Genomic DNA, 14604 nt, shown 5'->3' with positions numbered 1-14604 from the left:
ATCATTTAACTAATGGTGTGAACGTTTAGTGTTTATCAGCTCCATTCTCTGTAATTTTGGGGGTAAAATCCACACCATTTAGATAAAATTAGTTGAATTTGATTGGAAAAACGCTTTTATAAAAGCGGAGAAAAGTCTTGATATTACGCTGTTTTTAGTCCAACTGAAATTCATACTTTCCAAACCAGGTCTTAAGAAAAAAGGTAGAGAAAAAGGTAGAGTTTGGATTGAAATACAGTGCAATATATCGCATTTGGCAAAAAGAAAAAACGCTTTAAATCAGCGTTTTTCTTATGTATTGATTCGTATTGAACCCCTACTTAACTTCTGTAAACACTACGTGCTTGCGAAGTTTTGGTGAGTATTTCTTCAATTGAAGACGGTCTGGAGTGTTACGTTTGTTTTTAGAAGTAAGGTACAAGCGTTCACCAGATTCTTTGTGTTCAAGTGTAATATTTACGCGCATGGTATCTCCCTTCTATTATTCAGCTGATGCAGCTTTAGCGATTTTACGTCCTTTGTAGTATCCTTTAAGTGATACGCGGTGAGAACGTGAGTAATCTCCAGTAGTTTCGTCAAAGTTTACAGATGGAGCTGTTACTTTGTAGTGTGTACGACGTTTGTTTTTCTTCGCTTTTGAGGTGCGACGTGCAGGTACTGCCATTTTCTTTTCTCCTTTAGGTATTTAAATTCGATTCAATCTAGTGATTTTCATCAACCATACTAGGATAACACATTTTTTTTGTAAAGTAAAGTTACTTGACAAAAAAAGATAAAAAAATTAGAAGCTAGTAATCGAAATTTTCTGAAAATTCAAGAATTTTATTCTGTTCTTCATGCGGAAATTGTGCTATAATGGTAAAAACTGAAATGGGAGGGAACAAATGACAGAATTAGATACACGTCACCGCAGTAGCGTTTATGACAGTATGGTGAAATCACCAAACCGTGCCATGCTTCGTGCCACTGGAATGACAGATAAGGACTTTGAAACACCGATTGTGGGAGTGATTTCAACTTGGGCGGAAAATACACCATGTAACATTCACTTGCATGATTTTGGGAAATTGGCTAAAGAAGGTGTCAAATCTGCGGGCGCTTGGCCTGTTCAGTTTGGAACCATTACCGTAGCAGACGGGATCGCCATGGGAACGCCTGGTATGCGTTTCTCTCTAACATCTCGTGACATCATCGCGGACTCTATTGAGGCTGCGATGGGTGGTCACAACGTGGATGCCTTTGTCGCTATCGGTGGCTGTGACAAGAACATGCCTGGTTCTATGATTGCCATTGCCAATATGGATATTCCAGCTATTTTCGCCTATGGTGGTACTATTGCACCGGGAAATCTTGATGGCAAAGACATTGACTTGGTTTCTGTCTTTGAGGGTATCGGAAAATGGAACCATGGTGACATGACAGCTGAGGACGTGAAACGTCTCGAATGTAATGCCTGCCCTGGCCCTGGTGGCTGTGGTGGTATGTATACAGCTAATACCATGGCAACTGCTATCGAAGTTCTCGGTATGAGTTTGCCAGGATCTTCATCTCATCCAGCTGAATCAGCTGACAAGAAAGAAGATATCGAAGCAGCAGGACGTGCTGTTGTCAAGATGCTGGAGCTTGGTCTCAAACCATCAGATATCTTGACTCGTGAAGCTTTTGAAGATGCCATCACTGTAACTATGGCTCTCGGTGGTTCTACAAATGCCACTCTTCACTTGCTTGCCATTGCCCATGCGGCTAATGTTGACTTGTCACTTGAGGACTTCAATACGATCCAAGAGCGCGTGCCTCACTTGGCTGACTTGAAACCATCTGGTCAGTATGTCTTTCAAGACCTCTACGAAGTCGGTGGTGTCCCTGCGGTTATGAAATACCTCTTGGCAAATGGTTTCCTTCATGGCGACCGCATCACATGTACTGGTAAGACAGTCGCTGAAAACTTGGCTGACTTTGCAGACCTTACACCAGGCCAAAAAGTCATTATGCCACTTGAAAATCCAAAACGTGCAGACGGTCCGCTTATCATCTTGAATGGGAACCTTGCCCCTGATGGTGCGGTTGCTAAAGTATCAGGTGTGAAAGTGCGTCGCCACGTTGGACCAGCTAAGGTCTTTGACTCAGAAGAAGATGCTATCCAGGCTGTTCTGACAGATGAAATCGTTGATGGCGATGTAGTTGTTGTCCGTTTCGTTGGGCCTAAGGGTGGTCCTGGTATGCCTGAGATGCTATCCCTTTCATCCATGATCGTTGGTAAAGGTCAAGGAGACAAGGTTGCCCTCTTGACGGATGGACGCTTCTCTGGTGGTACTTATGGTCTGGTTGTCGGACATATCGCTCCTGAAGCTCAGGATGGTGGACCGATTGCTTACCTCCGTACAGGTGATATCGTTACGGTTGACCAAGATACCAAAGAAATTTCCATGGCCGTATCAGAAGAAGAACTTGAAAAACGCAAGGCAGAAACAACATTGCCACCTCTTTACAGCCGTGGTGTTCTCGGTAAATATGCCCATATCGTATCATCTGCTTCACGCGGAGCCGTGACAGACTTCTGGAATATGGACAAGTCAGGTAAAAAGTAAACTCAAAAAGCAAGCCAAAAATGGGATTTTATTCTTTAAAAGAATAACGGCATAATCGGATTGATTTCCGGCTATGCCGTTTTCCCTTTTGTATTAGGTATATGGACTTCCCTAATGTAGTTCAAATGAATAATAGTTTGCTTTTTGTTCTTGTTCCAGGAACCTTTTTTATTTTCATATCCACTATTTTCGCAACGAAAGTGCGGATGATCTCAGTAGTCTGATCCATGATGTCTATGAAGTTATGCACAATATCAAAAATTAATTCACGTTCAACTGTTGCTCTTGGCAGGTAGTGATAAAAGTTTTGAGTTCAGTCTTACGACTTTCAGGTTGATTCGGTTCTTTTTCAGCTAATTTTGTAAGCAACATTATCTATATAGAGTCATTCTATATGAATATCAAGCTTTTAAATTCCTGCATCCATCAACATGAGCTCCTGTGGCAGTTTTTCGTACAGCGTCTATTCCTCCTTTCCGAGGACCATCTTGCTATTTCCCTCTATAAGATGGGCTTGATAAAACAAAAAATCTGACGTTTTTTGAAAAAAGATTTAGAAAATGAGAAATCCTACTGAATACATTTATCAGTAGTTTTTTGTTTTTAGCCATTTTTAGTAGTTATTAGTAATAAAACACTATATATTGTAATAAAGCTAATTGTTTTTTAGACTAATCTATGATAAAATGATTAGAAATTAAGGAGGTACCCGATGAACAACGAAGAAAAATGGGCATCAATGGAGGAACTTTGTAAGCATCTTGGTCTAAGCAGAGATACTGTAAAAAAGATGATTCACACGCAGAATCTTCCTGCCTATAAAATAGAAAGAAAATGGAAATTTAAGATTAGCGAAGTTGATTCGTGGATTCGAAAAAACAATCGAATTACCGATGCAGAATAACGAGGTATTCAATATGATAAAAACAATTGATTTATTTGCAGGTGCAGGAGGATTAAGTCTTGGATTTCTTATGACCGGAAAATATCAGATTGTTGCTGCTGCGGAAATTAATAAAAATGCACGAGAAACTTATAAGACTAACATTACAAAAGATAATGATAACTTTGAATTTATAGAAAATGTTATTGATTATGATTTTTCAACCCTAAACTCAAGATTTGAAAACTCAATTGATGTTGTAATAGGCGGACCTCCTTGTCAAGGATTTTCAAATGCTAATAGGCAAAAAAATCATTTGATTAGCATGAATAACAGCTTAGTTAAAGAATACTTCAGAGCTATCCGACAAATTCGTCCGAAAGCTTTTGTTATGGAAAATGTTAGCATGCTTGAGTCAGAAACCCACAGATTTTATGAATCCCGCAAAGATAACGATGAAATAGACTCACTTATCGCAAATGGATATGATATCCCAAAAAGAATGGATACATTAGTACTATCAAAAGTTTCGTTTGATGGTATAGATATGTGTAGACTACCTGAGTCCGACTTGAGAGAAATATTTATTCCGAAACAGTTAACACATCTTTTATCTGTATTGCAAAAAAATATCAATAATCCAAGAAGACTGCCAAACTTTCTTTTAAAAAATAAAGCTACAATTGAAAAACTAATTAATTCATATATCTGTAGCGAAGATTTTGCTAATTCAACAGCAAAGCAACAAATAATATCAAAATTAGAAACAATAAAATGTGAGTTAGAGAATAGCCGTCCTGAAAAAGCATCTGAGGAATTGGACTACATAGTCGGTTTACAAAAGCTGATAAAGTCCATTTCAGAAATAACCGAAAACGAATTAATTGGGAATTATGAATATTCCGCTGAAGATGGTTTGCGTTTTATAGTTAATTCATATTCTGTTATTGATTATATTAATGCGATTCTTGGAGACGAATATATTCAAAAAGGTAATGTATTTAATGCCAAATGGTTTGGTGTCCCACAGGAACGTCGAAGGTATATAGTTGTAGGAATAAGACGCGATATATACATAGACAAAGATATTGATTTGATTTTGCCAAATGAAACTATAGCCAATAAAATTCCTACTGTAGGTGAGGCAATTTTAGATCTTTCGAATTATGAGGTTGGCTATAAACTACACTATACTCCAATCCCTTATGTAGAAAAAAAAGGTATAAGTAGCTATGCTCGCTCTATGCGCAAGGGTAGTAAGAGTGTTAAAAACCATATAACAACGAAAAGCACAGATAAAGCATTAGAGCGTTTCAAGAAAATTAAACAAGGAAAGAATTTCCACAGTCTTGGTATTGAAGATAAGGATACATATTCAAAACCCGAAAGGACACAGAACACAATATATTTGAGGCTTGACCCAAATAAACCTAGTGGAACAGTGGTAAATGTTCGTAAATCCATGTGGATACATCCAATACTGGATAGAGCAATAACTGTCAGAGAAGCAGCAAGACTTCAGTCTTTCCCTGATTCCTTCGAGTTTATTGGCACTAAAGATTCCCAATATCAGCAAGTTGGAAACGCCGTGCCACCACTATTAGCCAAAGGAATTGCAGATTTAATCTTTAAATATTTACAATAATTAAACAATAATAAAAAATACCGCGATTTTCACTGAATATTTCGTGGTATTTTTTTTATTATTTGCTTTCGTAATAATTATTAATAAATATATTTGTAATATATTTAGAATATATTGCAAATATTGTTGACTATATAAAATATAAATGATATACTTTAGGTAACATACGAAAAATGGAGGTTCCCATTATGGGCAAAAAACAGGAAACTAAACGTGAGAAGTTTATTAGGCTTGCTGAAGCACGTACTAACAAAATAATTGATATGCTACAACTTCTTGGTAACTGCTCGAATTTAAGCACATATGATTACACTCAACAAGATGTTGATAAAATATTTGCTGCAATCGAATCCGAAGTTCGTGAAACTAAGAAAAAATTCAACAAATCAGAGAGCAAAAAAGGTTCTCGTTTTACATTAGATTAAGGAGGAACTTCCATGGTTTTTACTTCAATACCACAAAATTACAGAAATAATGTAGACTGGATCCTAGGCGCATACACTGATGCAGGTGTAACCTTCCCGAATGGTTTTCAAAAGGATGCGATTCAGAATGCTGTTGGTGCAAGACCAACAAAAAATTGGAAAAATTGGAGATGTGATATTTCTTTAATTGAAAATGACCGGGGCAGATATGTTGTCGTCGAGGACTCTGGAACCGTGGGTTTGACTGGAAATAATACTCCCGCTGAACAGATTAATGAACTGATGGCAGAAGGTAAAGTTCTACCTCCAGAGGAACGGCTTTCGCGTTTCACCTCAATGTTTAATTCCGGTGGTAATACTACTGGAGGTGGCCTTTTTGGTGCTGGTAAGAGTGTTTACTCTGTTGCTTCTAAAACCTATACTTATTATTATGATTCACTCCGTGAAGATGGAATGTATGTATCAAATGTCAATAAAGGTGGCCAAGTTAATTCTATCGCTTATGAAGGATCTGAAGCCAAAAAATATATTAAAGAGAACACAGGTTTAGACGAGAAGAAAACCGTTGGTACTCGAATCATAATTGAAAAACCAAAAGACGAATTGGTTGAATCCATAACAAGTGGAGAACTCGTTCCACTTATCCAAGAGTCCTGGTGGTTAATTATTGAGCGTTTGCCAGCAGGCTCTGCTATTACTGTAAATAATGTTCCTATTACAGTTCCTGATGATATTAAAAAAACACGACGAGCGTATGAATTGCAAAAACCAGAAAGTTATTCTCAGGGGTATAAAGTCAAGCACTTCGGATTATATGTCTTCGAAGATGGCGGAAATATATGGTCTGGACTCTCTTATTATCGCAAGGGAATGAAAATTGGCGAGATTGACATCAAGGATATTCCTAAAGATGTTGAAGGAAAATTTTGGGGATATGTAGAGGTAGATGAGCTTTGGGAAGATGAACTCTCTGATATTGAGGATAAGGTTCATTTCGGTGTGAGTAAGGGAAAGAAACATACTAATACTTATCAGAATTTGAAGAACTACTGCAATAATAAATTCCACGAAAACATGGTTAAATGGGGATTCATAAAGGATAATAAGACTGAAGATAAAAAACTTAATGATGAATTGCAATCAATCGCAGAAGAACTTCAAGATCTATTTGATAACCTTGAATTTGAAAATCTTGGCACAGGTCCACAAAAGCCTGATTTTGATGTTCGTTGGCAAGATATTCGCTATCCTGTGGCAGAGACAGAAAAAGTTACATCCGGTGATGAAATTGCTTTTTCTGTTAGAATAAAGAATTCCTATACAACAGACAAGAAATTTGATTATAAAATTTTAGTGGTCGACCCTGAAAACCGTTCGGTTCTACATCAGATTGATGCCGGAGAGATAACAGTAAAAGCAAACACAGTACATCGTATGGATAAAATCCATACGGTTACGAAAAAGAATTCAAAGCAATATGCAGAAAATCGTATTGTTCTATCTGTTAAGGTTATTGGTAGTGGTAAAGAAAAGACAAAAGTTCTTCCGTATTTCTTTGACATAGATAAGCCAGATACCTCTCGTGAAACTGTTGGCTTGACACTGCATGAATGTTTGTTCCCTGTCCAAGGCAGTCGTCGTGTAAATTTTGGTGAAGCTGTTCGTAAAGTATGCTGGAAGATTGAGAATAAGCGAAATCACACATTAAATTATCGTTTGAATGTAAGCATCCACAAAGCAAATGCAAGTGATAAAACATGTCCTAAAATAGTTGACGTACTGTCACTTACAGGTATAATTCCTCCATTCGAAGATCAGATTACCCCTTATTTAGATGAGATTGTCTTTGATAAAGACACATACGAACCTTATCTTTCCGAAGGCACATTGGAACTTCGGGCAAGACTGATAGCAAATGAAGACGATCCAATCTATGAAAAGGGCGATAAAATAACTTCTTATCATTTTAAAATTTTCCTAAATATGGATGAAAAGAATGGAAAGAGAGAGTCGTTTAGGATCGAACTTTCCAAATCAAAAAATAATTTTGAGCGCTCGTGGCGAACTCCGGGAAATGATAGAAAAATCACTATAAATATTGAACATCCAGCATACAATAGTGTGGCTGATTATCCGGATTTTCGACATGATTATCTTCGCGAACAAATGTTGAAACAGTATGTTCTGCTCTATCTAGATGAAGGTAAATATGATATATTTGGAGATGGGTTTATTGGTCTTGAGCCACAAGAAGCTGCTGATAAAGTACTTCAGAAAGTGGAAAGTGTTTATTATGAAAGTCTTAAATAAGGGGAGTTTTTATGAAACACGTGGTATCATTGGATAAAGATGGTAATCTAGTATATAAGGGTCTACTTACCGCAAAAGAAATTGCCACTATAGATGAGATTAAAAATGCACTTGAACAAGAAATCCCTCAAATTGAAGCAGATCTAGAGGAGGTATATGGTAAAAGTGTGTTGTACAAATACAATCTGGGTAAATTTCTGGGAGAATTACTAACTAAATATAATATATCTGCTTCTGAACGCAAACAATTTTGGGATGAAATCAAAACATTTGCTACGAAAGAAAATCGTCGCAGAGATGAAAGTAAGAATGCTGAAACCCGTAGTTTCTATGGTCAGTGCTATAGATTGTCGCAATTTGATCAAGAAGTAGTAGAAAAACTTTCTTGGCGCCAATGGCAAGATATTCTTGATAGAGTTCTCAATAGAGAAGATGAAAGAATATTTGAGTGGATTAGAAATAAAAAAGAGAAAATCCGTGAAGATGACTGGCGTGAATTTGAAAAAGGCTTACACCTATATTTGAAAAGCAAGGATACATCGGTTTTTACGAATGATGAGCTGTTTGAAATATACGAATCGATTCTAAATATGAGTCAATATTGGCGTATTGCTTTTGATAAGTTCAAAAAAGATTTTCCCGACAGTGCAAAAATTAAATCCAAAGGACGTAGATCGAAGAAATATCAATCGACTTGTTTCCAACTTAAACGAGAACTACACAAGCCTCTCGATGACAGTATATTTGAAAAAGCATTTGAATTGGCAATGAGATAAATAACAACACAGACCATGCAGGAGCCAAAACTCTTGCATGGCCTTTACTTTATTACTCTTCGATCGTTAGCAGTGTCCTCGGTAAATACGCCCATATCGTATCATCCGCTTCTCGTGGAGCCGTGACAGACTTCTGGAATATGGACAAGTCAGGTAAAAAATAAACTCAAAAAGCAAGCCATCCTCGGCTTGCTTCTTTTTATCTTCAAAAGTGATTTGCCTCATTAACGAGGTGGCAGTCCAAGGGCAATACGGCCGTAGCGACTGATTCGTGTGATCTTCCAGGCAGGCGACCAGGTAACTTCAACCTTGACGTCCTCGATACCTTCGATTTGTTTTAGACCTGCCACGATTTCGATAGGCAGGCTTTCGGCGCAATCGCAGGCAGTGTCGGTAAAGGTCATGACAATCTTACAGAGACCTGTTTCATCCAGATTGATTTCATAAATCAAGCCCAGATTGTAAACATCCAATTCCACATCTGTATCAAAAACCTTCTCTAGTTTTTCGATAATTTGGTCTTGTAAGGCCAAAGCGCGGTCATTGATTTTGATATCGTCTCTCATAACAGTCCCTCCACGTGATAAATATCCTCTATTTTCTCATAATTCTGACAATTTGGCAAGTTTTTGATGAATTTTCTGAAAAGACTCTCTTGAGATTTTCTACTCTCACTGTTTTAATCCCTTTATTTATGGTAAAATAAGACTATTAAGTTTAAAGAGGATTCCCTATGAAATTACAAAAACCTAAAGGAACGCAGGATATTTTACCTGCTGAGTCTGCCAAGTGGCAGTACGTTGAGGGCTTTGCCCGTGAAATTTTCAAGCGCTATAACTATGCAGAAGTGCGCACGCCTATTTTTGAGCATTACGAGGTCATCAGTCGCTCTGTCGGAGATACGACCGATATCGTAACCAAGGAAATGTATGATTTTTATGACAAGGGTGACCGCCATATTACCCTTCGTCCAGAAGGAACTGCGCCTGTTGTCCGTTCCTATGTGGAAAATAAACTCTTTGCCCCAGAAGTGCAAAAGCCAAGTAAGTTCTACTATATGGGCCCTATGTTCCGTTATGAGCGTCCACAAGCAGGTCGTTTACGCCAGTTCCACCAGATTGGTGTCGAGTGCTTTGGCTCTAGTAATCCAGCTACCGATGTGGAAACCATCGCTATGGCGGCTCATTTCTTGAAAGAAATCGGCATCCAAGGTGTCAAATTGCACCTTAACACTCTCGGAAATCCTGAGAGCCGTGCTGCTTATCGTCAGGCCTTGATCGACTATTTGACACCGATCAAGGAGACCTTGTCTAAGGATAGCCAACGTCGTTTGGAGGAAAATCCTCTCCGTGTCTTGGACTCTAAGGAAAAAGAAGACAAGGTGGCAGTAGAGAATGCGCCGTCTATCTTGGACTTCCTTGATGAAGAAAGCCAAGCCCACTTTGATGCTGTGCGTCAGATGTTGGAAAATCTGGGTGTAGACTATATCATCGATACCAATATGGTGCGTGGTCTGGACTACTACAACCACACCATTTTCGAATTCATCACAGAGATTGAGGGTAATGACTTGACGGTCTGTGCGGGTGGTCGCTACGATGGTTTGGTTGCCTACTTTGGTGGCCCTGAAACTGCTGGATTTGGATTTGGGCTTGGTGTAGAGCGCCTGCTTCTCATCCTTGAAAAGCAAGGTGTGGCCCTCCCTATCGAAAACGCTCTAGATGTTTATATCGCAGTCTTGGGTGAAGGAGCAAATGTTAAGGCCTTGGAATTGGTACAAGCCCTTCGCCAACAAGGATTCAAAGCAGAGCGTGATTACCTTAACCGTAAACTCAAAGCTCAGTTCAAGTCCGCCGATGTCTTTGCGGCTAAGACTCTCATTACTCTAGGCGAGAGTGAAGTTGAAAGCGGACAAGTGACGGTCAAAAACAACCAAACTCGAGAAGAAGTTCAAGTGTCACTTGATGCTATCAATCAAAATTTCTCAGAAATCTTTGAAAAATTAGGCTTTTAATAGTAGAAAAACTGGTCAGGACCTTACTCCTGACTCTCTTTTTCCTAGGATCAACATTGCTTTTGCTTGCTTAAAAATATCTTTATAAAATCATTACTACCGGTTCTATTTTTGCAAGAGGAATTCGCTTATTATCCCTTTTAGTTGCGACTGTATTCCACATTTTTATCAAAATGATGTGAATAACAATGCTAAGTCTTCATTTCAAATAGGAGTCTTTTATGAAATTACTTAAAAATCTTGGCTGGTTTCTTCTAGCTATTCTATCCTTTTTCTTTGGCTATGGTCTGGTTCAGAGTATGGCTTTGTCAGCTCTTGGACTAGGGGCTTCAATCTTTGGAGTCTTACCACTTTATGTCGTCCTATCAGGGGCCTATGTTTATGGAGTTTACAGATGGTATCAGACAGAAAAGGTTAGCATCCAGACGACAGCTTTTAATCGTTATATCTGGTTGCCTACTCTGGTTTTGCTAGTGGCGATTACAGCCCAGTTCTTTTTGCCAGAAGATCCGTCAGTCAATCAACAAATCGTATCACAATTGACAGTTGCTCAGCCTGTATTTGGTTTCTTTATGGTGGTAGTCTTTGCTCCTCTGACGGAAGAACTCATCTTTAGAGGGATGCTGGCGCGCTATCTCTTTCCTAAGCAGAACAACAGCAAACAGACAGCTCTGTTTCTCCTCGTATCAAGTGTGCTTTTTGCCTTGATTCATTTTCCAGGGACTTTGCAACAGTTTTTAGTTTATGCTAGTCTGGGATTAAGTTTGGGTCTGGCTTATGTAAGCCGAAAAGGTCTTCTTTATAGTATTTCTCTCCACGCTTTGAATAATTTAATCGGCTTTTTGATGATACTCATGCTATAATAGAGTCAGGAGGTCACATGAAACGAGTAATTTTATTAGCAGTGATACAGGCGGTCGTTCTCTTCTTTATTATCGGGGGGCTTGCCTATGCCTTTAAAGGCGATTTCTTCTACAACAATCTAGCAGTGATTTTTGCACCTATTGCAGGAATCATGCGCTTTGCGACGGCCTATGCAACAGCGATTGTTCTGCCTAAAAAAGCGGCTGAAATCGCAGAAAAACGCAAAGAAGGTCAAGAATCAAAATAAGAAAATCCGATGGCGTCTTCATCGGATTTTTTGTCTGTTCGTTTTGATTTCTAAAGACAATCAAACTTTTCTGCTGATTTTCATGAAGAGCCTGCGCTTTTATGGTAAAATAGTAACAGAATAAAAGAGGAGAGAAACAATGAAACGTAGTATGTATGCTGGTCGTGTTCGTGAGGAACATATCGGACAAGAAATGACCTTGAAAGGATGGGTTGGCCGTCGTCGTGACTTGGGTGGTTTGATCTTTATCGACCTTCGTGACCGTGAAGGAATCATGCAGTTGGTTATCAACCCTGAAAAAGTCTCTGCAGAGGTCATGGCAACAGCTGAAAGTCTTCGTAGTGAGTTTGTCATCGAGGTGACTGGACAAGTCGCTGCGCGTGAGCAAGCTAATGATAAATTGCCGACTGGTGCAGTTGAGTTGAACGTGACAGCTTTGGCAGTGCTTAATACAGCCAAAACAACACCTTTTGAGATTAAAGATGGGATTGAGGCCAATGACGATACACGTTTGCGTTACCGTTACCTTGACCTTCGTCGTCCAGAAATGCTAGAAAACCTTAAGCTTCGTGCTAAGGTGACCCATTCTATCCGTAACTACTTGGATGAGTTGGAGTTTATTGATGTGGAAACACCATTCCTTTCTAAATCAACGCCAGAAGGGGCGCGTGACTATTTGGTACCATCTCGTGTCAATAAAGGGCATTTTTACGCTCTTCCTCAAAGTCCACAAATCACTAAGCAACTCTTGATGAATGCTGGTTTTGATCGTTACTATCAAATCGTTAAATGTTTCCGTGACGAGGACTTGCGTGGAGACCGCCAGCCTGAGTTTACCCAGGTCGACTTGGAAACGTCTTTCCTTACTGAGCAAGAAATCCAAGATATTACAGAAGGTTTGATTGCGCGCGTGATGAAAGAAACCAAAGGCATCGAAGTGACGCTTCCATTCCCTCGTATGAAATACGATGACGCTATGGCTCTTTACGGTTCTGACAAACCTGACACCCGTTTTGATATGTTGCTTCAGGACTTGACAGAAGTGGTCAAAGGTGTTGATTTCAAAGTCTTCTCAGAAGCACCTGCTGTGAAAGTCATTGTAGTCAAAGGAGCTGCGGACAACTACTCACGTAAAGACATCGACAAGATGACCGAAGTAGCTAAGCAGTATGGTGCTAAAGGTCTTGCTTGGGTCAAGGTGGTTGATGGAGAATTAAATGGACCAGTTGCCAAGTTCTTGACTGGTATCCAAGCAGAATTGACTGCAGCACTTGGTCTTGAAGATAAGGACTTGGTTCTATTTGTGGCAGATACGCTTGAGGTAGCCAATGCAACACTTGGTGCCCTTCGTGGACGTATTGCCAAAGAGCTGGGCTTGATTGATAATGATAAGTTCAACTTCCTTTGGGTGGTTGATTGGCCAATGTTTGAATGGTCTGAAGAAGAAGGTCGTTACATGAGCGCCCACCATCCATTCACTCTTCCACAGGAAGAAACAGCTCACGAATTAGAAGGTGATTTGGCTAAGGTTCGTGCCATTGCTTACGATATCGTCTTGAACGGTTATGAACTTGGTGGTGGTAGTCTTCGTATCAACCAAAAAGACCTTCAAGAACGCATGTTCAAGGCTCTTGGTTTCTCAGCTGAAGAAGCCAATGACCAGTTTGGCTTCCTTCTTGAAGCCATGGACTATGGTTTCCCACCCCACGGTGGCTTGGCTATCGGTCTTGACCGTTTTGTGATGCTCTTAGCAGGAGAAGAAAATATCCGTGAAGTCATTGCCTTTCCTAAGAACAACAAGGCAACCGACCCAATGACACAAGCTCCATCAACAGTCGCTCTCAAACAACTAGAGGAGCTCAGCTTACAAGTAGAAGAAGATGAAACAAGCAAAACGAATTAAGCGGTGGCGCTATTACCTGCGCCGCTTTGCTTATCAGATAAAAATCTTACGAGTTTTACAAAGTATCTCTCGGGAAAAATATGATGAGAAAGTATCGGCTTCTCTGGTTTATGGCTTTCTGTCAGCAGTAGCAGTCAATTTCTTTTTTCAACCAGGACACGTTTACTCCAGTGGCGCGACAGGTCTGGCACAGATTATCTCTGCCTTGAGTAATCACTGGTTTGGTTTTTATATTCCGATATCGCTAACCTTTTATGCTATCAATTTTCCGTTGATGATTTTGGCTTGGTATCAGATTGGGCATAAGTTTACAATCTTTACCTTCATCACAGTATCCATGAGTTCCCTCTTTATCCAGCTTGTGCCAGTTGTGACCTTGACAGAGGATCCCATCATCAATGCCCTTTTTGGGGGTGTTGTCATGGGCTTGGGGATTGGTTTTGCGCTCCGTAACAATATTTCTAGCGGAGGTACGGATATCGTCAGTCTGACCATTCGAAAGAAAACGGGTAAGAATGTCGGTAGTATTTCTTTCCTGGTAAATGGGACCATCATGCTGATAGCAGGTTTGACCTTTGGTTGGAAATACGCCCTCTACTCCATGATTACCATCTTTGTCTCCAGTCGTGTGACAGATGCGGTCTTTACAAAGCAAAAACGCATGCAGGCCATGATTGTGACCAATAATCCTGACAAGGTAATCGCAAAAATCCATAAAAAATTGCACCGCGGAGCAACCATGATCCACGATGCAGAAGGAACCTATAATCATGAGAGAAAAGCAGTCTTGATTACGGTTATCACGCGAGCAGAGTTTAATGATTTTAAACACATCATGAAACAGGTCGATCCGACAGCCTTTGTCTCTGTATCCGAAAATGTCCACATCCTAGGACGATTCGTAGAAACAGACAATTAATAATACTCAAAAGACCAGCCTTGAGGCTGG

Annotated in this window: 14 protein-coding genes; 11 read left to right on the top strand and 3 right to left on the bottom strand. The window is 39.6% G+C overall.

All coding sequences use genetic code 11. The annotated features are described in order from the left end of the window. Nucleotides 1–316: 316 nt before the first annotated feature. Together rpmG and rpmF are read right to left on the bottom strand one after the other, a co-directional pair. A complete protein-coding gene (gene rpmG, locus P8P68_RS06605) occupies nt 317–466 on the bottom strand; it encodes a 50S ribosomal protein L33 (protein ID WP_001265622.1) in 150 nt (49 codons plus the stop codon). 15 nt (nt 467–481) lie between these two features. Then, nucleotides 482–664 (bottom strand): 50S ribosomal protein L32, encoded by a 183-nt coding sequence (rpmF, locus tag P8P68_RS06600; protein WP_000290417.1) that lies wholly within the window; start codon nt 662–664, stop codon nt 482–484. A gap of 220 nt (nt 665–884) precedes the next feature. On the opposite strand from rpmF, the gene ilvD reads away from it, so the two are divergent. The 6 genes from ilvD (at nt 885) to P8P68_RS06570 (ending at nt 8627) form a co-directional block, all read left to right on the top strand. Next, on the top strand, nt 885–2588 hold the full coding sequence (gene ilvD, locus P8P68_RS06595; protein ID WP_000137380.1) for a dihydroxy-acid dehydratase: 1704 nt from the start codon (nt 885–887) through the stop codon (nt 2586–2588). A 712-nt stretch (nt 2589–3300) separates the two neighbouring features. Beyond that, a complete protein-coding gene (locus tag P8P68_RS06590) occupies nt 3301–3492 on the top strand; it encodes a helix-turn-helix domain-containing protein (RefSeq protein WP_070567145.1) in 192 nt (63 codons plus the stop codon). Nucleotides 3493–3505: 13 nt separating this feature from the next. Then, nucleotides 3506–5116 (top strand): DNA cytosine methyltransferase, encoded by a 1611-nt coding sequence (locus tag P8P68_RS06585; RefSeq protein WP_070567196.1) that lies wholly within the window; start codon nt 3506–3508, stop codon nt 5114–5116. A gap of 188 nt (nt 5117–5304) precedes the next feature. Continuing rightward, nucleotides 5305–5541 carry a hypothetical protein gene (locus tag P8P68_RS06580; RefSeq protein ID WP_070567148.1) on the top strand — a complete coding sequence of 79 codons (237 nt, stop codon included), beginning with the start codon at nt 5305–5307 and terminating at the stop codon, nt 5539–5541. A 12-nt stretch (nt 5542–5553) separates the two neighbouring features. Then, on the top strand, nt 5554–7851 hold the full coding sequence (locus P8P68_RS06575; RefSeq protein ID WP_070567151.1) for a hypothetical protein: 2298 nt from the start codon (nt 5554–5556) through the stop codon (nt 7849–7851). An 11-nt stretch (nt 7852–7862) separates the two neighbouring features. Next, complete coding sequence (locus P8P68_RS06570; RefSeq protein WP_070567162.1) at nt 7863–8627, top strand: ATP-dependent helicase; 765 nt, start codon at nt 7863–7865, stop codon at nt 8625–8627. 224 nt (nt 8628–8851) lie between these two features. Here the strand turns inward: P8P68_RS06570 and P8P68_RS06565 are convergent, their stop codons facing one another. Beyond that, nucleotides 8852–9193 carry a metal-sulfur cluster assembly factor gene (locus P8P68_RS06565; RefSeq protein WP_001204052.1) on the bottom strand — a complete coding sequence of 114 codons (342 nt, stop codon included), beginning with the start codon at nt 9191–9193 and terminating at the stop codon, nt 8852–8854. Nucleotides 9194–9360: 167 nt separating this feature from the next. On the opposite strand from P8P68_RS06565, the gene hisS reads away from it, so the two are divergent. The 5 genes from hisS to P8P68_RS06540 all read left to right on the top strand — a co-directional run bounded on the left by hisS (nt 9361) and on the right by P8P68_RS06540 (nt 14574). Beyond that, a complete protein-coding gene (gene hisS / locus P8P68_RS06560) occupies nt 9361–10641 on the top strand; it encodes a histidine--tRNA ligase (protein ID WP_049520515.1) in 1281 nt (426 codons plus the stop codon). A gap of 221 nt (nt 10642–10862) precedes the next feature. Beyond that, nucleotides 10863–11504: a type II CAAX endopeptidase family protein gene (locus tag P8P68_RS06555; RefSeq protein ID WP_278275787.1), complete on the top strand. Its 642-nt coding sequence runs from the start codon at nt 10863–10865 to the stop codon at nt 11502–11504. Between the two features lie 17 nt (nt 11505–11521). Next, the gene (locus tag P8P68_RS06550) at nt 11522–11752 is read left to right on the top strand and encodes a hypothetical protein (RefSeq protein ID WP_096405856.1); all 231 of its coding nucleotides are present in this window, start codon (nt 11522–11524) and stop codon (nt 11750–11752) included. A 139-nt stretch (nt 11753–11891) separates the two neighbouring features. After that, entirely contained in the window at nt 11892–13655 is a 1764-nt protein-coding gene (gene aspS / locus P8P68_RS06545; protein ID WP_278275786.1) for an aspartate--tRNA ligase, read from the top strand. Continuing rightward, nucleotides 13633–14574 carry a YitT family protein gene (locus P8P68_RS06540; RefSeq protein ID WP_000806299.1) on the top strand — a complete coding sequence of 314 codons (942 nt, stop codon included), beginning with the start codon at nt 13633–13635 and terminating at the stop codon, nt 14572–14574. The genes aspS and P8P68_RS06540 overlap by 23 nt, the downstream gene beginning before the upstream one ends. The last annotated feature ends 30 nt before the right edge of the window (nt 14575–14604 follow it).

Source organism: Streptococcus sp. D7B5 (genome assembly GCF_029691405.1).
Classification (GTDB): Bacteria; Bacillota; Bacilli; order Lactobacillales; family Streptococcaceae; genus Streptococcus.
The sequence above is the reverse complement of the archived record's forward strand: the minus strand, read 5'-3'. Positions and strand labels throughout refer to the sequence as shown.